Annotated in this window: 15 protein-coding genes; 3 read left to right on the forward strand and 12 right to left on the reverse strand. The window is 54.0% G+C overall.

Annotated features, from left to right (window positions below):
• Window positions 1-21: 21 nt before the first annotated feature.
• Window positions 22-1,167, reverse strand: coding sequence for an acyltransferase family protein (locus OZ911_RS06515; protein WP_083283720.1), 1,146 nt, complete (start codon window positions 1,165-1,167; stop codon window positions 22-24).
• A gap of 149 nt (window positions 1,168-1,316) precedes the next feature.
• Here OZ911_RS06515 and OZ911_RS06520 point away from each other — a divergent pair, with 149 nt between their 5' ends.
• Window positions 1,317-1,616 carry a YceK/YidQ family lipoprotein gene (locus tag OZ911_RS06520; protein WP_023047796.1) on the forward strand — a complete coding sequence of 100 codons (300 nt, stop codon included), beginning with the start codon at window positions 1,317-1,319 and terminating at the stop codon, window positions 1,614-1,616.
• 312 nt (window positions 1,617-1,928) lie between these two features.
• Here OZ911_RS06520 and rfbC read toward each other — a convergent pair whose 3' ends face one another.
• Genes rfbC through rfbB form a run of 4 tightly spaced genes read right to left on the reverse strand, consistent with a single transcriptional unit; the run spans window position 1,929 to window position 5,369 of the window.
• A complete protein-coding gene (gene rfbC / locus OZ911_RS06525) occupies window positions 1,929-2,477 on the reverse strand; it encodes a dTDP-4-dehydrorhamnose 3,5-epimerase (RefSeq protein ID WP_016485373.1) in 549 nt (182 codons plus the stop codon).
• Window positions 2,477-3,358, reverse strand: a complete 882-nt coding sequence (rfbA, locus tag OZ911_RS06530; protein WP_016485374.1) for a glucose-1-phosphate thymidylyltransferase RfbA — start codon at window positions 3,356-3,358, stop codon at window positions 2,477-2,479. The genes rfbC and rfbA overlap by 1 nt, the downstream gene beginning before the upstream one ends.
• Window positions 3,359-3,369: 11 nt before the next feature.
• Complete coding sequence (rfbD, locus tag OZ911_RS06535) at window positions 3,370-4,272, reverse strand: dTDP-4-dehydrorhamnose reductase (RefSeq protein WP_023047795.1); 903 nt, start codon at window positions 4,270-4,272, stop codon at window positions 3,370-3,372.
• Complete coding sequence (gene rfbB / locus OZ911_RS06540; protein ID WP_016485376.1) at window positions 4,269-5,369, reverse strand: dTDP-glucose 4,6-dehydratase; 1,101 nt, start codon at window positions 5,367-5,369, stop codon at window positions 4,269-4,271. The genes rfbD and rfbB overlap by 4 nt, the downstream gene beginning before the upstream one ends.
• 580 nt (window positions 5,370-5,949) lie before the next feature.
• Here rfbB and OZ911_RS06545 point away from each other — a divergent pair.
• Both OZ911_RS06545 and OZ911_RS06550 read left to right on the forward strand, forming a co-directional pair.
• Window positions 5,950-9,393 (forward strand): glycosyltransferase, encoded by a 3,444-nt coding sequence (locus OZ911_RS06545; protein ID WP_023047794.1) that lies wholly within the window; start codon window positions 5,950-5,952, stop codon window positions 9,391-9,393.
• Window positions 9,390-10,400: a hypothetical protein gene (locus OZ911_RS06550; protein ID WP_023047793.1), complete on the forward strand. Its 1,011-nt coding sequence runs from the start codon at window positions 9,390-9,392 to the stop codon at window positions 10,398-10,400. Before OZ911_RS06545 ends, OZ911_RS06550 begins: the two co-directional genes overlap by 4 nt.
• 149 nt (window positions 10,401-10,549) lie before the next feature.
• Here the strand turns inward: OZ911_RS06550 and OZ911_RS06555 are convergent, their stop codons facing one another.
• The 7 genes from OZ911_RS06555 to OZ911_RS06585 form a co-directional block, all read right to left on the reverse strand.
• A complete protein-coding gene (locus OZ911_RS06555; RefSeq protein ID WP_031311954.1) occupies window positions 10,550-11,629 on the reverse strand; it encodes a hypothetical protein in 1,080 nt (359 codons plus the stop codon).
• 246 nt (window positions 11,630-11,875) lie between these two features.
• Window positions 11,876-12,559 (reverse strand): HAD family hydrolase, encoded by a 684-nt coding sequence (locus OZ911_RS06560; protein ID WP_023047791.1) that lies wholly within the window; start codon window positions 12,557-12,559, stop codon window positions 11,876-11,878.
• Window positions 12,556-13,251, reverse strand: a complete 696-nt coding sequence (locus tag OZ911_RS06565) for an acylneuraminate cytidylyltransferase family protein (RefSeq protein ID WP_024717764.1) — start codon at window positions 13,249-13,251, stop codon at window positions 12,556-12,558. Before OZ911_RS06565 ends, OZ911_RS06560 begins: the two co-directional genes overlap by 4 nt.
• A complete protein-coding gene (locus OZ911_RS06570) occupies window positions 13,248-14,852 on the reverse strand; it encodes an aldolase catalytic domain-containing protein (RefSeq protein WP_016485383.1) in 1,605 nt (534 codons plus the stop codon). The genes OZ911_RS06565 and OZ911_RS06570 overlap by 4 nt, the downstream gene beginning before the upstream one ends.
• Window positions 14,853-14,893: 41 nt before the next feature.
• Window positions 14,894-17,323, reverse strand: a complete 2,430-nt coding sequence (locus OZ911_RS06575; protein ID WP_070086663.1) for a glycosyltransferase family 2 protein — start codon at window positions 17,321-17,323, stop codon at window positions 14,894-14,896.
• Window positions 17,323-19,794: a glycosyltransferase family 2 protein gene (locus OZ911_RS06580; RefSeq protein ID WP_070086662.1), complete on the reverse strand. Its 2,472-nt coding sequence runs from the start codon at window positions 19,792-19,794 to the stop codon at window positions 17,323-17,325. The genes OZ911_RS06575 and OZ911_RS06580 overlap by 1 nt, the downstream gene beginning before the upstream one ends.
• Before the next feature lie 145 nt (window positions 19,795-19,939).
• Window positions 19,940-21,367, reverse strand: coding sequence for a DUF4214 domain-containing protein (locus tag OZ911_RS06585; protein WP_016485386.1), 1,428 nt, complete (start codon window positions 21,365-21,367; stop codon window positions 19,940-19,942).
• Window positions 21,368-21,376: the final 9 nt, after the last annotated feature.

Raw genomic sequence — 21,376 nt, forward strand, 5'->3', positions numbered from 1 at the left:
TGCAGCCCACGCCCACGCAGCCTACTTCGTCGCTTGCTCCAGGTTCACAGCGCCGTCCGGCGCAGGCCTGGCTTTCTTCCCGAAAATCCGCTTGCCCAGGTGCATGGTAGGCACTTCGACCAGCCGATAAAGTGCGTAGGCAAGCGTGAGCACGAAGATCAGGGTCAACAACCCTGATACTGGGAATGACAACCCTTGGTCCATCAGAATCCGTAGAGACAGGTAGCCAATGATCGAATGCGTCACGTAGATCGAGTAACTGATATTGGCGATGAAATCCAGCGGAGCAAACGGGCGGAAATACCTGCGCATCATGTAGCTGAAGCTAAACAGCACCAAGCCGTAAACATAGTTCTGCGGCACCGATGGCATCTGTACATCCCAGTCGGTATGAGGCCAGCACAGCAAAAACACCAGCATCATAATTGCTGCATAGGCCAGCAATTGTCGAGTCGTATAGGTACCGGTGTAATGATGATAAAAGCCCGTGCCGATGAACATGAAGATTACGCACATCAACTCGGTCTCAAGCGATTCAACCAGGCCTACGCGCAGCTCTCTCCCGGCCAGCAATGTCGGAAGCGCCTCGCACGCTGCGAGCACCGCCACGGCGAACAAGATCAGTGGGAACGCATTCCCAGCCTTGATCGAGCGATAAAGCAGCGCGGCGATGATGTAGAACTTGATCTCAATGGCCAGGGTCCAGTTGACCATGTCGATTGAGGGATAATGCAAGTTGCCTTGCAGCAGAAGCAGGTTGGCGAGCAGCCGGTCAAGCGCCATCGAAAACGGCTGACCCCAGTATCGGCTGGACAAGTAGACCAGCGCCAACATGATCAGCGAAGCAGCGATATAGGTCGGGTAGATGCGCAAAAAGCGCGCGATCAGAAACTTCACCGGCTCCAGACGATTCAGCGAAAACGGAATGACAAAGCCGCTAATCAGGAAGAAGACCGAAACGCCAAAGGGTCCGTAGTTGAAGGTTGGGATCGTCAGCCAATAGATCATGCTCGACGAGGGCCCCTCCACGATGGGGGCGTGAATATAGGACGCCACCACGTCCCGTGAAAACCAATAAACACCGCACCAGTGAACGATAAGCACGGCGATCACCGCCACGCCTCTTAACTGGTTGGCGAAAAGCGCTCTGTCTGAAGCTTGTTGCATGCCGGTTCTCCTGGAGATGGTGGCATTGTAGTTATCACCCGGACCAAGGAGAAGCTCATTGCTGGCATTCTGTAACCTTCATACAGAACGCGCTAAGCTTGGCTCTGTCGAAACCAGAGGTAATCCCCATGCGACCATGGATAGGTGTAATGCTGGCCGCAGGGCTTGCAGGCTGCGGAACTGTACACACCGTTTTCAGCGAAGCCAAGGCGGTAGATGACCTGGCGAAATGGCAAAGTGACTGCCGCAGCATCCCCAGGGCCTACAGCGGTGTGGCGTATCAGTTTTGCAGCCTGAACGCTCCAGCGAGATCGGGCGCCCACTGGGCACCGTTCCCCGTCCTGGTTGACATGGCAGCGTCAAGCCTTGCCGATACCATAGTTCTTCCCTATACCGGTTATCAGCAATATGAACGGGGTAACGTACCCATTCGCCGACTGGAGTATTGAATTCCAGGCAAAGCCGCTGAGCTGTCGGGCCGCCAAATAGCCAACCCTCGTCACAATCGGTGTATCAACGGATGCTGCGAATCGTAGCGGCCACGCGAGCCTAAGGCCCATGATTAGCGAGTGCAATCAAAAGCCGGCGCAGCGGGTATCTTTGGGAAATAGCCTACAAGGAGGGAGGGGAGTTCTGATGACTAGCGAGGCTATGAGGGGCCTCTGGAGCAATATTAAAACCGCCAGACCCAAAAAAGAGGCTGCCAGGCAATATAGCCCGAGACAAGGCTGCGCTACCGCAGCCTTGCCCTGCGAGAGCTGTTACTCGAACAGTTCGGCGTCAGCCAATGCGACCCCAAGCTGGTCCTTGCCAGACAGGCTTGGTGCGAAGTCGATAGGCCATTCGATACCCACTGCCGGATCATTCCAGGCAATGCAGCGCTCACACTGCGGCGAGTAGAAGTCGGTGGTCTTGTAGAGGAACTCTGCGGTTTCACTCAACGTGACGAACCCGTGTGCGAACCCTGGCGGGATCCACAGCTGGTTCTTGTTATCGGCCGACAATACCGCACCTACCCATTTACCGAAGGTAGGGGACGAGCGACGGATATCCACCGCAACATCGAAAACCTCGCCCTGCACCACACGTACGAGCTTGCCCTGGGCGTGAGGTGCCAGCTGATAGTGCAGGCCACGCAGCACGCCTTTTACCGAGCGCGAGTGGTTGTCTTGTACGAAGTCGGGCTGCAGGCCGGTCACTTCGCTGAAGACACGGGCGTTGAAGCTCTCGTAGAAGAAACCACGTTCGTCGCCAAAAACCTTGGGGGTAAACAGCACGACTTCAGGGATATCCAGCGCAATGGCTTGCATCAGAACACCTTCTCTTTCAGCAGGTTTTGCAGATACTTGCCATAACCGTTTTTCAGCAGTGGTTGAGCCAGGCACTCGAGTTGCTCAGCGTTGATCCAGCCAGCGCGGTAGCAAATTTCCTCAGGGCAGGCGACTTTCAAGCCCTGACGGCGCTCCATGGTTGCGATGTACTGGCTAGCCTCCAGCAGACTGTCATGCGTGCCGGTGTCCAGCCAAGCATAACCCCGGCCCATGATTTCAACCTGCAGCTGTTGTTGCTGCAGATAAAGATTGTTGAGGTCGGTGATTTCCAGCTCGCCGCGCGCAGATGGCTTCAAATCGCGGGCCAGGTCGACTACTTGGTTGTCATAGAAATACAGGCCGGTAACGGCATAGCTCGACTTGGGAACAGCCGGCTTTTCTTCCAGCGACAGTACGCGGCCGCTATCGTCAAACTCCGCTACGCCATAGCGTTCTGGGTCATGCACGTGATAAGCGAACACCGAAGCCCCGGCTTCACGCTTGTCTGCATTCAATAGCAGAGCCTGGAAGTCATGGCCGTAGAAAATATTGTCACCCAGTACCAGCGCTGACGGGTCGTTACCGATAAAGTCTGCGCCGATGGTGAACGCCTGGGCCAAGCCATCCGGGCTTGGTTGTACTGCGTAGGACAGGTTCAGGCCCCACTGGCTGCCATCGCCCAGCAGCTGTTCGAAGCGCGGAGTGTCTTGCGGGGTGGAGATGATCAGGATGTCCCGGATCCCGGCGAGCAGCAGGGTGCTCAGCGGGTAGTAGATCATCGGTTTGTCATACACCGGCAGCAGCTGCTTCGAAACCGAAAGTGTGGCCGGATGCAGTCGTGTACCCGAACCGCCAGCCAGAATAATTCCTTTACGAGCCATGAGAGTCCCTATTACTGGATTTCGTCCAGCATACGTTGCACGCCTTGCTCCCAAAGCGGCATTTTGAAATTGAACGTGTGTTCCAGCTTGCCCAGTGCCAGGCGCGAGTTGCGCGGACGTGGTGCAGGTACTGGATAAGCTTCGGTGCTGATTGCAGCAACCTGATCAGCTGTCACTTTCAGCGCTACGCCAGTGCGTTGAGCGTGCGCCAGCACGAACTGAGCAAAACCATGCCAAGAGGTTTCACCTGACGCAGCCAAGTGGTAAATCCCTGCCAGGTGACGGTTGTCTTGCCCATTGAAGATTTGCCGCAGGACGTGTGCGGTAACGTCGGCGATCAGGTCAGCGCCCGTGGGTGCGCCAAATTGGTCTGCTACCACGCTCAACGTCTCACGCTCCGCAGCCAGGCGCAGCATGGTCTTGGCAAAATTGTGCCCGCGCGCAGCATACACCCAGCTGGTGCGCAGTACCACGGCCTTGGCGCCGCTGGCGAGTATGCCATGCTCGCCTTCCAGCTTGGTACGGCCGTAGACCGAAAGGGGGCCGGTCGGCGCAGCTTCCTCCCAGCGCTGACTGCCACTGCCGTCAAATACATAATCGGTGGAATAATGAATCAGCCAGGCGCCCAAAGCTGCTGCTTCACGTGCTAATACAGCGGGAGCCTCGGCATTGATCATTGCGGCCAGTGCCTGATCGCTCTCAGCTTTATCCACTGCAGTGTAGGCAGCAGCGTTGACGATCACGTCCGGCGCCAGTTGACGAACCGTAGCGGCCAAGCCGTCCAGGTTGGACAAGTCGCCACATAAGCCTTCGGCCCCCTGACGATCCAGCGCGATGACCTCACCCAGCGGCGCCAAGGCGCGCTGTAGCTCCCAGCCTACTTGCCCGTTTTTCCCCAACAGCAGGATTTTCACGCTTTATTTGCCCCGTATTGTTGTGCCACCCAGTCACGGTAGCTGCCGTCCATGACACCTTTTACCCATTCCTGGTTGGCCAGGTACCAAGCGACTGTCTTGCGAATGCCCGTCTCGAAGGTTTCGGCAGGTTTCCAGCCGAGCTCCCGCTCGATCTTGCGTGCATCGATGGCATAACGGCGGTCATGGCCTGGGCGGTCGGTTACGTAGGCGATGAGCTCTGCGTACTGTTCGACAGGCTCGCCGGTCTTCTGGTTGATCACCTGGCGCGATGCCGCAGGTGCCATCTCGTCGAGAAGGCCGCAAAGTGTACGCACAATGTCGATGTTGGCTTTTTCATTCCAGCCGCCAATATTGTACGTCTCGCCGAACGCACCGGCTTCCAGTACGCGACGGATGCCCGAGCAGTGGTCTTCGACATACAGCCAGTCGCGGATTTGCTGGCCATCGCCATAGACGGGCAGCGGCTTGCCGGCGAGCGCGTTGACGATCATCAGCGGGATCAGTTTTTCCGGGAAGTGGAACGGCCCGTAGTTGTTGGAGCAGTTGGTAGTGAGTACCGGCATGCCGTAGGTATGGAAATACGAGCGTACCAAATGGTCACTGGCTGCCTTGCTGGCGGAGTACGGGCTGTTCGGCGCGTACGGCGTGGTCTCGGTGAACGCCGGGTCGTTTGGCCCCAGAGTGCCGTAGACTTCGTCGGTAGAGACATGGAGGAAACGGAAGGCCTCCTTCTCTGCACCTTCCAAGCTGTTCCAATGCGCCCGGGCGGCCTCAAGCAAGCGGAACGTGCCCATCACGTTGGTTTCGACAAACGCTTCGGGGCCGGTGATCGAGCGGTCTACATGGGATTCGGCGGCGAAGTGAACCACGGCGCGTGGGCGATGGTCGGCAAACAGCTTGGCCAGCAGTGCTGCATCGCAAATATTGCCTTGGACGAAGCGATGTTGAGGGTTGCCTTCCAGCGACTGCAGGTTGGCCAGGTTGCCTGCGTAGGTCAGGGCGTCGAGGTTGAGGACGGGTTCCTCATTGTTCGCACACCATTGCAGTACGAAATTTGAGCCGATGAAGCCGGCTCCGCCTGTTACTAGAATCATAATTTGGCTCTAATTGGACAAAAGGTGTTGTCGTAGACAGATGACGCTGAGAAACTTCGCCCCGGCAACGCAAGGCGAGCTGCTAGCGCTGCCCGGAATTAGACCACCCTGATGTCGAAAAATACACTGCTGGGTGCCGGTACTGACCGTGCCGATCTGCTCATGCTGGACGAGGAGGAGCCGTTGCAGCGGTGGAAGGTGACCTCATGGTTGCCATGACACAACAGGGAGTCGTCAGGTGTCCATGCAACAAACAGCTGTTTGAGCAATGCAACTCACGGAGATTGACCTGAGTGCTGGCAAGTCTAGAGTGCCTTGAGCTACCGCTATCTTGTGGTTCCAGTTCGGTGGGCATGGCCGTGCAGCGCGCGCCTCAGGGGTCGGGTTCGTTTCCGGGGGTTGAAAAGTGTCATTTTTATTTGTCAGCATTCCTGAAATAGGAATTAGAGTGATGGCAGTTCTTGCATTCATGTTGAACAACCCAACAAAAAATATAATAGGCTCGGGGCTCGGCAGGTTAGACGTCATTCTTCATGTTTCAGCGGTCTGGCGCTCTTGAAAATTCATAGGAAAGTGAAAAATGTCTGTTAAGGAAGGCTTGCCGAGCGTAGATGTGCAGCCGAGCATGCATGTTAAGAGAAATTCAGTACCCGCCACCCAGAAAAAGACTGGCTCAAGGCGATTCGTGCTGGATCTGGCTTATTATCGGAATCGATACCCAGACCTGTCTTCGCTCACGGACGATGCGCTCGAGCAGCATTGGCATGCGTTCGGTTATCAAGAAGGCCGTTATGCCTCGGCTTCGCACGAAAGTGGTGATGCGGAGCTTATCGCTGAAGCAGTGCTCAATGCGGCCGACAGCGCCGTCATGGTCAAGCCTGATGTTGCTAAAGTAGACTTGGATTTTTACCTGACCCTTTACCCTGACCTCAAAGCCGGCGGCGTTGAAACTCAAGCGATTGCGGAAGCACATTTCCAACGCTTCGGACGGGCGGAGGGGCGACTTCCTACCCCCGATGCCTGGGCTAAGAAGCACGAGCTCCCACCAGAGCTGTTACCGAACGGGTTCAGCCTTTCCGCCGTCATTGAACGGAGCGCCAAGCGCGGCCTTGAGGTTGAACCACAGCGGGTCATGGGCATATTCCTGGGGCAGGATGTTATCCCTGTTGATCTCGCCGAGACGCCTCAGAAAAGCCAGGTAGTGTTCTCTAAACTGGGTATGCATTACCTGTCCCGGCACAAGGTCCAGGAGGGCAGAATCCTGCTTGAGGCGGCTTTGAGCATCGCGCCGAGTGCTGAGGTATTCAACCGTCTAGGCGGTAGCTACATGGAGGATGGTCACTTCAGTATTGCCTTGCAGTACTTCAATGCTGCCGCGCAATTGCCGAATCCGCCGGTGTGGACCGCCTTCAACCGAGCGCACTGCTTGGCTAAGCTGCATCAGCTAGATGAAGCCATTCGGGTGCTTTCTGCAGGTATTGCTACCAACCCGAATCACCGTCCCCAGCAAGACGAACTCGAGCGTCTGGCCGAGCAGAAATGGCGTGACTTACACGCAAAGCTCATGACCCGAGTGGATATGCTGGACCGGGAGCGCTTGATCAATGAGGCCTACGCTTACGCGGTTGACTTGTATCGAGCGTACCTGCCTGTTTACGGTGATCTGTCGGAAAGCGCCGCAGACGATTTGCCCGCACTGCCGCCCTTGGGCAATTTGAATACCGATCGTGTCTTAATTGTTGGTGACTTCCACATCGCCCAGTGCGTGCGCTACCGCATTGAGCAGAAAATTGAACAGCTGGAAGCAGTTGGCAAGCAGGTAACTGCCATAAGCTGGACCGAGCTGGACAAGAACCAAAATGCATTAGCACTGCACGATGTGGTGATCTTCTATCGAGTGCCAGCGGTAGTTCAAGTTATCAAGGCCATCGCTCAAGTCAACGCAACGGGTAAGCTCAGCCTGTACGAAATTGATGATCTGCTATTTGTTCCGGAGTACCCGCCGTCGATCGATAGCTATGGTGGTTATGTCTCGCTGGCCACACACCGGGAACTCACGCGCGGCATGGCGTTGTTCAATGCCGCTGCGCGACTTTGCCGTCAGGGGATCGCATCCACTGAGCCGCTGCGTTCGGAACTCGCCAAGCTGGTGAGAGAAAAACAGTGCTGGTTGCATCGCAACGGCCTGGACAGATTGAATCAGATTCGCACAAACGACAAATCGCACAAGAAGACCATCGATATCTTCTATGGCAGCGGTACTCAAGCACACAACACCGACTTTATCGAACAGGCGCTGCCTGCGATTGAGCGTGTGCTTAGCGAGACCCCTCAGGCTCGTTTGGTCGTTGTGGGTTACCTGCGATTGCCAGTGTCATTTACCGCAAAATACGCTCAGCAGTTTACCCAGTTGCCGGCCATGGACAGTGTGCAAGGTTATTGGTCGCTGCTTGAGCAAGCGGATATCAATATCGCGGTGTTGCACGATGACAAAGTCAATGCCTGTAAAAGCGAGCTGAAATGGTTTGAAGCAGGCTGTTTTGGTATCCCATCGGTTTTGAGCAGCACGGCCAATTACCGTGATGTTGTCAAAGATGGAGAAGATGGTTTCCTTGCCACGACTGAAGAAGAATGGTACCTGGCATTAAAAAACCTCGCTGGTAGCCAAGCCTTACGGCAACAGGTAGGCCAGGCCGCTCAGAAACGGGCCCAGGACGATTACAGCCTGCAGGCGCTTGGAAGTACGCTGGCAGCTACGCTCGATGATTTCGTAAGTGGCATTCAGAAAGCCAAGCCGAGGAAAAAAATTGCGTTGGTCAACGTATTTTTCCCACCGCAGGCGATTGGTGGTGCCACGCGTGTTGTTGCTGATAACTTCTCAGAGTTCAGAAGCGCTTACGCCGAGGACTTCGATGTCTGTGTGTTCACAGCGGATGTCGAGTGCAGACCCGCTCATCAGATGACTGTCTACACCTATGAGGGCTGCCGGGTCTACCGGTCTACAACCCTGTGGCGTGAGCACATGGATTGGCATCCTAAAGACCCAGAGATGTATCGCCTGTTCCAAGAGTTCCTGGAGCTGGAAAAACCCGATTTGATCCACTTCCATTGCGTCCAGCGCTTGACAGCTTCGATTGTGGAAGCGGCACGAGATGCCAAAATTCCTTACATGGTCACTATTCACGATGCTTGGTGGATCTCGGATTTCCAGTTCTTGGTCGACCATAACTCAAAAGTTTATCCTGACGGGCATCCTGACCCTTACGAGCTCATAGAAATGCCAACGAATATGAAGTTGGCAGATTCCATCGAGCGACGCCGCGATCTCAAAGACCTCCTGCACAGTGCTTCGAGGGTGCTGACCGTGTCGAACGCGTTCGCAGACATTTATCGTCGAAACGGTATCCCGCAGATAGAAGTTGTAGCTAATGGCGTCTCCAGTGACATTCCGTGGACGCAGAAAGATACCTCTTACACCAAGCGGGTTGTCTGCGGGCATATCGGCGGAATGTCGGAGCACAAGGGGTATTATCTGCTTAAGGAAGCAGTGCTTCAGAGTCAGCCTGAGAACCTTGAGTTTTTGATTGTTGACCATTCCAAGGAAGAGGGGTATGAACATCATTCTCAGTGGGGGAAAGTGCCAGTAACCTTTATCGGTCGCGTAAGCCAGAAAGGAATCGTAGACCTTTATGGGAAAATGGATGTCCTCTTTGCGCCATCGATGTGGCCGGAAAGCTTCGGCCTTGTAACCCGTGAAGCGGTTGCTAGCGGATGCTGGGCGGTCGCCAGTAACATGGGAGGCATAGGCGAAGACATTGTTCCAAATAAGAATGGTTATGTTATTGAGCCTAGTACGGAAGCCTTAGTAGTAACGTTAAAGCATATCAGTAGCTCAATTGCCCAACACAAGGCGGCATCCGACATAGAGGTAAGGAGAACCTCAGCTAGCCAAGCTATGGACCTCAAGAAGCTCTACATGACCTTGAAAGATGGCCATGCAGTAGGAAGGAAGCTTATAAAATGAAAGTGACAAATATAGGGCTGTCCTCAGTCGTGATTGAATTTGCGAGCGTCGATGCTTCCAAATTTATAAATCTTAGCCAGGCGCAGCGGGAGGTGCCATTCAAATGGGTGGACGCTGGCGATCCTCAGCAGGTAGCCATTGAGGTCAATATCAGAGATTTTTCGGTCTATGAAAGTCTGCAACTTGCTTCTGATGAACATAAGTTGGAGCTAGCCGGAGCCTTTGAAAAATATAGGCTGGATGAAAAAAAGCTCGCTGATGAGTTCTATGTTACAGGCGCCATAATCAACGCTGCTACTCGCGGCATGGAAAATAACGAATTATTTTTCGTTGCATTCAATGCCCTGTCAATTATGCCTGTGAACAACCATTTTTACGGCGCATTAATAACTTTGATTTCCTATAAGTACCTTGAGGCCCCGGAGTATCGGGGGTGGGTGATTGGTGTTCTATTGGAGTCAAAGACAAAGTTTGACGACGCGGTAGAATATTGTACCCCTAATACTGCGCGCTGGGGTATTTCCTCAGCGACAGCATTTGCCCTAGTGCTTCTCCTTAATGACCGTGTTGAAGATGCTGAGTGGGTAATCGATTCGGCGCTGCGCAGATATGAGCCCAATCTAAACCAGCTCAGCTATTGGAATTATTGTCAGTGCTTGATTCTAAAGGCTGCAATACTTGCCTTTGTTGGTAGAAATAAAGAGTCAGGCTGGAAGTTCCTTGCTGCATTTGATTTTTCGAGAAAAGCTATAAACGATACATTCCATTCTAGGAATGATTGGGTTCTGGGGCAGATATCGGACTGCCATGCGCTCCTGAATCTCGGGGAATTAGCGATGAAATGTGCTGCTAAAAGTCTAGGCAGGATACCCTCCGAGTCCCGGTATGCTGATATCAAGTACAGTGGAAAAATAAGCTTCGCGCCCGTATTTTCAAGGTTTCAAAGTTCGCGGTCTAAATTTAAAAGTGAGTTTTTTGACGTGACTGAAATGGCGCTTAATTCATAGCAGGGTATTCAGAGTCTACCTGCTCTTGATATCCTAGAAAATTAAATGGCTCGTTGCAGATTTGCAATGAGCTATTTATAAATTTGCTTAGCTGAGGCGACCGGTTTTTTGGATGTGGAATCGCTCGCCTCAGGCTTTTTGATGTGTAGTTATGATAATATTGATTTAAGTTTGCAATACGGATTGGTTTTAATGGTGCCATCTTTGTTGATTAAGGCCATTGATAGATAAAGTACTTGCGCGAGTCCGATGAGGTTGTAAATATCGCCAGCTATTTCTTCGTCTTCAGTAGTATTAATCATTACGAAGCATAGTGTTGGTTTCTCTTGCTTAAATGCTTTGTAAAAAAAGGTCTTGCCGTCTTTTTTTATGATGAGTACTTTATTTTGATATGGCGCTTTGTCGAAGAAGGTAAGACTGGCTTCGTTCGGTTTGGAATCTTCTTCTTTTGCAAAATAGATTAGCGTTTTATGATATTTATGTGATGAAAAAAGAGCCTCATCAGCTTCCCTGACATGAAAGCCGCCGACTGTTGTTGTGTCAAGAATTCCTCGTCTTAGGTAATCCTTGATGAGTCTGAATGTGTTAGTGGTTCCCGATACAATAAAGCTGTCGTTTTTGTAATAATCAAATATTTTGAAAAACGATTTTTTTGCCTTCAGAGCCAAGGTTAGTGCTTGGGTGGAAGTCAATCCTTCGTGGATTTTTTTGAGGAAGTAATAACCAAAAATTGAAGGATGATTGCTGGAGTCAATAAACAAAAAGTTAAGATCGTAATGAAGTATGTCAGAAAGTTTTACGCTGTTCCTGAATTTGTTTTCAATTTCGGGTAGATTCCAAATGGGGTGTTGGTATGTGCTGTTCTTGAAATATTTATCCTCATTGATATTTTTATATTCTCTGATTAATAGGCACCAGAAAACTAGCCTTATATCATCTCTTTGAAGAGTTTCCAGGCTTTCAACAGACTTGTCATACATGAGCTTGTCTATTTCTGGGTTTATAAATTCTTTCTTTACAATGAAGGCGTCGCTTTCATTATGCGTCAGGTGATAAGTGTTGCCGAATCTAAAGTCACCTACCATGATGAATGGGCTATTTGTTCTTGAGCAGCGCTTGATACTATCATGCCAGATCGGGAGGCCACCGACTCCATGAAACTTGCTATCGATTTCAAAAAAATCTCTCAGCCTTTGCCAGCGTACTACGTGCGAGGGGCCAATAATCATGTTAATGTCCGATCATAAAAATGTAAAAATTACAATGCTAAGTAGGCATAGATGGTTTATCAGGATTTGACTTGGTTTGCTAGACTCTGGTTTTTACCTTTGACTGAGGCTGAGTTCTGAAATAAATTTTTCGGTTGGGGCGCTGAAGTTGAAATGAAATTTACAAAGCGCAGAGGGTGCAGGATATTCCCCGCAAGGCAGTGCCTGGAGTGGCGCTGCCCAATGCGTAATAATTTAATGCGTTCTCTATTCAGGATGGGTGCAGGTTTCGAGCAGAGAAGAAATATTGCCTAGGGCATATATATTATTCTCATGGCACCATTGCTGCCAGTTCTTAACTTCGGACCAGTCACTCAAAAAAAGGAAATCCAAATTCGATTCGCGAGCTGCCTTGAAGTCATATTTACTGTCGCCGATGAAGAGGGCAGGGGATACGATATTTGAGTTGCGTTGCTCGCGCGCAAGAATTTCCTCTTTAGCATCTGGGCTTCCGAATATGCCGCCATCAAACATCTCAGCAAGCTTTCGCTGTGCAAAAACCTCACGGAGTTCGGTCTGGTCACCGCCAGAAACGATCAACCAGCGAGTATTCGGAGTTTTTGCTCGAAGCTCCCGTATGCCACTCGCTATATCGCAGCTGAGCAGGCCGCTCCTTACGTGTTCAGCATAGCGGTGTAGAAGCTGCTCTAATGTAGGTCCTTCAACATGTTGGGCGACTATGTGTTCTAAGAAATATGAAAACTTTTTATAGCGTGAAACCCCGCCATTAGCGACGTGGTGATCAGCGAGAGCCTGGGCGGCCATTTCGCCGTAAGGCAGCGCTGCTTGGTAGAAGGCTTGGGTTTTCACTTTATTCGAATCTAGCAGCACGCCGTCGCAGTCAAAAACCAGGGTGGCGTAGTCGCCTAGATTCGATTTAATACTCTTCATAGGGTAACCAAACCTTTTTCTAGCAGGCATTCTGCGATGGTGAAGTCTTCCGGCCAGTCAATGTCATGGCTGATCAGTTTGCCCAGTGGATGAAGGTAGGGTTTACGACCAATTCGGTCATCTAGCTCCCTGTAAATACTTGCATGAGCAAGGAATACACCACTGTTTACTTCATGTACGGGGGTGAGGGTTTGCGTTCTCGGCCATTTCTCTACGTTTCTGTCATAGTTCATGGCTTCGCCATTTTGCCAGAGGAAGCCGTGCAGCAAATTTGTGGTCATCAAGGAGTCGTACCCGGTCAGTACTTTCTCATTGTGAAGCTTTACGATTTCGTTGTAATGACTGGCGCTGAGGAAGGGCGAGGTAACGTGGGTCCACAAGATATTACCTTCGCCGATCAACTCAAGCGCATGCGCCACCAACTGGTCAGTGCTGGTCTGGCTGGAAGACAGCTCTTCTCGTCGCTTATGGAGTGTGATTTTATTACTTTGAAGCGATGAGGCGTAGTCAAGGATGCTTTCGTCGTTGGTGCTCAGCACGATGGCATCAACAGCCTCAGCTTCAAGCAGTTGCTTCAACTTGATTTCAATCAAGCCGAATGCGTGGCCGCCAAATGGTTTTATATTTTTATTCGGAATGCGTTCGCTGCCTTTTCGGCAGGGCAGAAAACACGTCGTTTTTTCATATTTCATTTCAGTGGCCCATAAATGCTTTGGCAGCTAATGTCATATCGAGTTGGCGTCAGGCAGAGCAGCGGCGTGCTGGACGGGGTGTCTTGATACTGCCTCAAAAGCTTGTTGGTATCAGCATTTCGCGGGTCTTCGCCAGGATACCCATCGAAGCCAGCCATGAGAATGCGTTTAGCTTTGCCAGAGCTGGCGGCAGCCATGGCGTACGCTACCACTAGCGAGGTGGGGATAGTGCAATGGGTGTCCTCGAACGTGAAATTATCGGGCTGAACATTCAGGCCGAAATCAAGAACGTTTTTATTGGCGAGCGCACCCTGCACATCCATCGGTAGCATGGAGTAGGGCGTAATCAAAGGCTGAGGCAGCTCGATATGTGCCTCGCAATCGGCCAGAAGGCGGACGGGATGGCAAGCGACCCTGACGTCAATCAATTCAGCGGCAATTGAGCTCTGCGTGTTCAGCGCCATCACAACCGGTTTATGCTGGCGAATGAAGTGTTCCAACGCTTGCCGGTGCGCCGCTACGCCAGGGCCCGTACCTAGAAGCAATACATCTTGGCCGGCGAAAAGATCCTGCGGTGCCCACTGACCTGTGGGCGCGCCACGGTAAAAGTGTCGGGCGGCATCAAGTGTATGCACGCTGAACTTCTTACCGCCTTCATTGCGAAGGTATTCAATGACCGCAAGAATATCTTCTTCGCCGAAGCGGGAGTCACCCAGCATTTCTTGAATGTAGGTTGGGTGGATACCATATTTGCCAGCGAGGTAATAATAGGGGTTGGTCCCCCAGCCATACTTAACTTGCATGGGTTTGAAGTGCTCACGAAGAAGCGTCATCAAAGGTATCAGATTCGCGGGTTTCCCAGTGCGTGCAGCAATCTCGATAGCCAGCTCCTCGGTACGGGCGTTGCCGGGCCCTCGGCCCATGCCCGTGACTGTAGAGTCGACCCAGGTAACGCCTTCATCCATCGCGCGCAAGGTATTGGAAAGCGCCAAGCCGAGATTGTCATGGGTGTGGATCCCCAAGGCCCCCTGCCACTCACTACGCAGCCACTGGATGATCTGTGCCGCTTCATCAGGGGACATGCTCCCCATGCTGTCAGCAAAATACAGCACATCCAGCGGGTAGTTGTTTGCAAGTTTAGCCAGCGCTTTGATTTCGCTTTCTGAGCAGTTCGCGATCTGCATCAGGTTAAAGCCTACATCGTAGCCCTGTTCCTTAAGCCAGCTCGCCGCTGGGAGTGCTTCTGCAAACTCATGAACGTGGCAAGCAATACGCACCAGGTCAACCGGCGATTCACTCGCCGGGCTGGGGAACAGTAGCTGCAGTGCTTGCTGCCCCGCGTTTTTTCCGACCAGTTCACTGCCGTTAACCATCACGCCAATCGTCATGGAGGGGGGCAGATCCAGGGTGCTCAGGAAGGCATCAGTGGTATAAGCGCAGGCGCCGCTAAAACTGCTGTTTTTTAACGAACGAAGGCCCAGTTCAATCGTTTGAATGCCAGCCGCTTGCATGGCGGTTATGTACTGTGCAATCAGCGCTTCGGAGAAGTTCCAGTTATTGTAATAACCACCATCTCGAAGTGTGCAGTCCAGATGCTTCATGTCAATGTGTCCCTGTATTGATGGGTGATTGTATTGGCGCTTCAGGAAGGATCAGCCAAGTAGATATGACCATGAATCTCACTGGATGCCAATTTTCTGGGGGCGCAATATTCTGGTTCTGGCGGCAATGACAAGCCCCCGTAGGGGCCGGTCAGATAGTCCAGGCTTAATGCGGGATGGTAGTAGGGATCCCTGTAGCTGACGGACCATCGTTCTGTAAACAACTGCTGCTCTCGCTGGGCGCGTGCCATTTTCTCTGGCGAGATATCTTTCCCTCGGCTGGCGGATTCGGCATGGATCAATTGCGCGAAGGCGGTCCATAGATTACGCAGGCCAAGTTCATGAATGCGCAAGCATAAATCGACATCGTTGAACGCCACAGGAAACGCTCGTTCATCCAATCCCTGAATCGAGTCGAACAACGACTTGCGGAGCAGCAGGCATGCCGCCGTAACCGCGCTCTGCCGCCTGGTAACCTGGTTCATCCCCAGGTACCCGGCATCTCGTTGCTCCAAGGTGTTGCCGGCATGGGCAGCGAGGCCATTGACGCCAACAACTACGCCACCATGCTGGACCATCCTGTTGGGCCACAGCAACTTGGCACCCACTGCGCCGATTCCGGGGCGCAGTGCCTGCGAAACCATTTCTTTCAGCCAGCCGCTTTCGATGATTTCGATATCGTTGTTGACCAGGCCGATCAGCTCTCCCGTGGCAACGCTCGCCGCGCGATTGTTGACCGTGGAGTAGTTGAAGGGGTGTGGGTGCGCAAGAATCTTAACGCCGCGCTGAATGAGTTCGGCGAGGTAGGCCAATGTCTGCGGATCAGTCGACTGGTTGTCGACAACAATGATCTCCAGGTCTGGATAATCCGTGTTGTTCAACAGGCCTTCGATACAGGCGTGCAGCAGCTTGTACTGGTCACGTGTGGGTACGATCAGGCTGACACGTGGCAGTTGCTCAGGGAGCGGCCAGTGAGCCCTGAGCAGAGCAGGGTAGTCTGTTACGGCGCTGACCTGCGCGCCTGGTGCGAGGCTTTGGCATAACCACGTCACGGCGTCCTTGCGTTGCTTTGAGGGCGCAGCTTGCTCCGGGCTTGTACAGGCATCGCTAGAGCGATGGTAGAGAACCCGAGGCAGGTGTGTTACAGATCGGCCGTTTAGCTCCGTAGCTAGTGCTATACCGGCGATTAGATCGTGGCGGTTAATGGCAGACTGCTTTTGGCCTGCGTTGAGCAGAACCAAAGCCTCTTTGACAATGGCGGCAGAGAAAATTGCGCCAGCAGAGAAAATGTCTGCGCCAATGAACAGGTCAATGTCCCAAACCGGCTTGAACCATGGCTGGCTACGTTGGCCTTGCGGCCCGTCGCGGTCACAGTCGGCATAGGCCCAAGCGCAACCATCCTCCAGCAAATTGCAAAGCTGTGCGATGGCTCGGGGCGCCAGTCTGTCACCTGCAGCGATCTGGATAATGCTGTCGCAGCCGGCTGCCAGCAGTTGTTCAACGGCGGGGAGGAGGTCGGCCGGGGCAGCCTTCGCCAGCTGATGGACACTTTCAGCGTCATCGCCCAGGCTATCGAGGCTGATTTGTTCCAGGGCGGCGTCACCTTCACTGAGCAGCAACAGGCCGGGTGTGAACCTGGACGGGGTGGCAGCGATAGGTTCGCGCTTCTGGAAGGCGTCGTACCATCGTGGGTAGTGCTGCCATCCTGCGCTTTTTGGCAAGCGCGATGATTGCTCCTTCGCAACTTCTGCCACCAGTGCCTGCACTGCAGAATCGGGTTTCAGTTCAAGCTGATGCAACAGGCCTTCCAGGCCCTCCGGGCGGCAGCGCAAACGAATCGGGCTTCCTGATAACGACTGTCCGAGGTCATTGGTCACTTCAATGACATGCAACTTGCCATCTGCCAGTTCCCACGGCAGGTCTATCGTGAAACCGTGATCACTTGTGGCGCGATACGCGAGTGCCTGGTGGTGGGTATTGCAAGTGACCTGGGCGATAACCCGGCTACCTTCGCGTAGCGTAACTTCCACATGGCGATGCGGCGCCTGTGGATCCCAAGACCAGCCGCCGACGCGCAACCCACCCGTATGCCATACCTGTGAAGCTACGGCAGCAGTTTCTTGTGGAGGCTGGGAAGGGAGCTCAATCTCACCTTCGAGCTGGATGCCTGTATTAGCAATTTGAGCGGTTATTCGGTTGGCATTTGCCAGCAGGCTCTGGCGCAGTTGCACGGTAAAGCCATGGAATTGATCGCCGTGCGGAGCATTGGGCTCATGTTGGTCTGCTCTGGCCAATGCGACACTGGCCCCATCAACGAACACCTCGATGACAGGCCGCTGATCTTGCTGCGTGATATCGATAGCCCACCCCTGCAGAACATCCCCGTACAGTCCGTTGATGCAGCCACGAAAAGAGGAGAGCGCTATAGGTTTCTGACCCGCCGGCTGCTCGTTCAGGACGTTCTGTGTCATCAGGCTTGGCTCAGTGAAAATGGTAATTGGGTTACACAGTTCGCCCTTGCTTCAGTGCCTAGGGAATGGCAACGCGTATACAACGGCAAATCGTACTCGCTGGCAAGTTCCGGGGCTTGCCATTTTTCGCCAGGAGAAGGGGCAAGACTGACCACTGCATCACATCCGGTCGCCTTGGCAATCTCCGGCAAGCTGAAACCGTTCACTTGGGGTAGTGCCTGAACCGCACCGGTTGCAGATAAGGTTTTAAGCCACGGTGTGTCTTGTTTGACCAGTAGCGTAAGCGGTAACCGCTCTCGAGTGATGCGTCTGCCAAGGCGAACCCAGGTCTGGATGATCTCTGGATCATCCAGGGCGTCGCCGATCAGCAGTATGTTGGGTTGGCTGGTTGCAGGCGTGGGCAGTTCGGCGCATGGTTGAATCACGAGGTTGGCTTGCGGGAACGCCTCGGCGAATGCGCTATGCCAGGACTGCCACGGTAAAACCACGCTTTCTGCCTGGTTGGCAAAGCGCTGCCAATCGTAGGTAGCGTCCAGGCCTTGCAGATGGCCGTCACGGTATACGATTGTGTAAGGAATGTTCAGCAGTGAAGGCAGATCGCAGAGCTTGGAGGGGCACTGGACCTGGTGTTCGAGCACGATGTCTTTCAGTGGCAGCGCGGCCAGGTTCTTGACCAGCTCGGAGAATTCTCCAGGCATCTCGTAGTCAAGCTCCAAAGGCAAGGGGGCAAGCGGGGCTTTCAATGTGACCCAAGTGCGATGGCTGTCCCGGTGCCAGACAAGAGAGAGGATAGAATCAGCCCCTGTGCCGTCGTGAATGTGCAGCGAATGACTTGCCTCCATCGGCCATTGCGAGGCTTTTCGTTCATCGCTTTGTTGTGCGAAGCGGGCCAGGCGGGCACGCTGTAGCGCGCCACGGGCAGCCTTGATCGGGTCCCGCAGGCAGAACGCATTATAGCGTACCGAAGCGTCTGGATAGCGGCGGCGCAAGATAGCGTTGTTCTGTGCTACGCGCAGTGTTTTTTCTGCCCCGAAAGAAATCCCGCCTTGATGTGCCACGAATACATTAGGCGCGCCCATATGGCGCCAGCCAAAGCTGCGCGCACGCAGGCACCAGTCGGTTTCTTCGCCATAACCTCTGGCCAGGTGAACTTCATCCAGGTAGCCGACCTGGTTGAGCGCTGCACGCTTTATATACAGACAGAAGCCGCAGCCAGTCTCGATCTCGACGGGAGAGATGTTGGCATGTTTGGCCAGTTCATCCAGCGCTGCCTGCTCACGAGCATTGGGCATGGCATGGCTGACTTGACTCTGTGGGAAACTCATCAGCTCGCCATTGTTTGTGAATGGCGTGACAGAGGCGATATCTGCGCTACTGAGAGCGATGTTGCGCAAGCGGTCGAGCCAGTTGCCCTGTACCCGTGTGTCGGCATTCAGCCATACCACATCCCTGCCAGGGCTCAGTGCCATCGCACGGTTCATGGTACGGATGAAACCCAGGTTCACAGCGTTGTTCACCAGCGTGATTTTGCCTTTACCGGCCAGCATTTTCAGCGCTTTCGCCAGAGCCGGCACGGGTGTGGCGTCTTCGATCACGACCAGGCGATGAGGCGTGCGGTTAAGTTTGCGAGCTTCGAGGGCGCTGTTGATGCATTCAAGTGTTTCGTGCAGCCCATTATAAACCGGTATCAGTACATCTACGTGCTGCTGCACACCCAGGCTGGGGTGTTCTGGAGGCGGCACAAATGACGGCGCCGCAAACACAGGGCTGCCCAGTAGCGGTGTATTGTCCGCAAAGCGGATATGCACAGCGGCGGTGGGATTTGGCACGCGTATGCGCAAGCCGCCATGGGTGGTCGGCAGGCCGGCAGCGCTAAGTAATGGGTGGGGTATATTGGCTACGGCGTCAACCTTGGCGCTGCCAGCCTCAATCTTTAATGAGACCGGAGCGTGCGGGTTGCCAAGATCAATGGCCCAGCCCTGCACTTCGCGCTGCTGCTCCAGGTAATGCACCACACCTACTGTGCCAGCGGCGCCAGTTTGCGCTGTGAGTAACTTGAGTACCTGCGCCAGTTCCTTGGGCGAATTGATCTCAGGCAAATGGGCAAGAATCATGCTGCGTAGCTTGGCCGGTGTTTCAGACTGGCTGCGTGCTTGCCATAGCAGCATGCGAAGCGTGGCGTCCCCGGGGAGTTTCTGCCATGCCATGGTGAGATAGCGAGTGGCGAGTTCCGCGTGCCCTTGTGCCAGCAGGGCGCGGCCTGCCAGTGCCTTAACATCGGCGCGTTCTGGTAGCAGCTGTGCAGCGGTTACAAGAAATAAAAAGGCCAGCTTCGGGTTACGCGGCAGAGCCGCAATCCCTTTCCATATCAACGCTTCCGGCCGGTGCTCAGCGATTTGCGTGGCCCGCTCCAGTACGCTGGCGGCAAGTTCATGTTCACCGGCATTGCGGTGGCGATGGAAAATGTCCATGAGCGTTTCTCGCCCATGATCGAGGTGTATGGACATAAGCTTTGGCTTGGCTACACAAATAAAAAAGAGGGGCGACCCGAAAGTCGCCCCTTTGGCATATGCCCAGCCCGAAGGCCGGACATATGCAACGTCAAAGCAGGGCTAGTTAAACTTGGCCGTGCAGTACAACGACGTTGTCGATGTGGTCGATGGCTTCGGCCGAACCAACGATGCCCAGGGCCACGTCAGCGTGCGAAACGCCAGCAGCCAGTGCTTCGGTCCAGGCAGCCTTGCCAGCTTCGTCAGCGGTACGGCCCAGTGCGGACTGGTACAGAGCGTCGACGAAGTCGCTGTTGGCTTTGTCGGAAGCTTCCGACGAACCAACGATGGCTTGGGCAACTTCTGCGCGGCTTGCGCCGTTGAACAGAGCGTCGACCCAGTTGTTCAGGCCAGCTTCTTCCGCGTCGCGGCCCAGTACGTTCACGTACAGGTCGTTAACGAAGGTAGCGTTCGAAGCGTCCAGCTCCTGAGCTTCAGCCGATACTGCGATAGCAGCAGCGATGTCAGCCAGGGAGCCGCCGTTGGCCAGAACTTCTTGCCATACAGCCGAACCGCCTTCTTCCGCGTCACGACCCAGCAGAGCTTTGTACAGCTCGTTGATGTCAGCAGCGTTGTTGGCACCGCCGAACTCGTCAGAGTTCAGGAAGGTGTTGGCGATGTCGTTCAGCGAAGTGCCAGCGTTGACAGCTTCAACGAAGGCTTTAGCGCCGTCGAGGTCAGCGTCGCGACCCAGGATGCCTTGGTACAGGCGCAGGGCAGCAGCTTCGTCGTCGCTGTGAGCCAGGGCCACAGTGTCGCCGTTGGCGAACGACAGGAACTCAGCGTTGCTGATTGCAGCAGTCTGGTTGCCGGTCAGGTTCACGGTGAAGTTGTTGCCGACTGCGAAGTCGTAGTCTTCAGCCGAGCCGTCCAGCTGGACAACGTCGTAGCCTGCACCGGTGTTGACGATGTCAGCGTGGTTGCTGCCGCTCAGGATGACAGTGTCATTGCCCGAACCGGTGGTCACGTTGTTGTTGCCAGCGCCAGCGATAACGACGTTGTCGCCGTTGCCAGTAACGATGGTGTCGTTGCCGTCGCCAGCGTCGATCAGGGTGTTCTGGTCGCCTTTGACGGTGATCACGTCATCACCGTTGCCGGTGGTAACTACCAGGTCGATAGCCGAGGTGTCGACTGCCAGGGCAGCGAACAGTTGTACGTCGGCAGCGCCAGCAGCAGCTTGACCTTCCAGGTTCACAACCAGGTTGGCATCGCTCTGCAGGTGATAAACGCTAGCGCCAGCGGCTTCAGCAGCGGCCAGGTCAACAACGACTGTGTCGCCTTTAACGCCAGCAACGGTGCCGTGAACGGCGCTTGCGGTGCCGGATTGTGGCAGCTGAACGGTGGTGCCGGTGATGCCAGCAACGTCAACGGTGTCTACGTTATCCAGGTTCAGCAGGCTGTTAATAGCTGCGATAGTGGAGTCGGAGAGGTTGGCGCTGTCGGCGGTCAGGGTTGCCAGCAGATCGCTGCTCGATACGGGATTATCGTATTGCATTGTGTATTC

Source organism: Pseudomonas fortuita (assembly GCF_026898135.2).
GTDB classification, from domain to species: domain Bacteria; phylum Pseudomonadota; class Gammaproteobacteria; order Pseudomonadales; family Pseudomonadaceae; genus Aquipseudomonas; species Aquipseudomonas fortuita.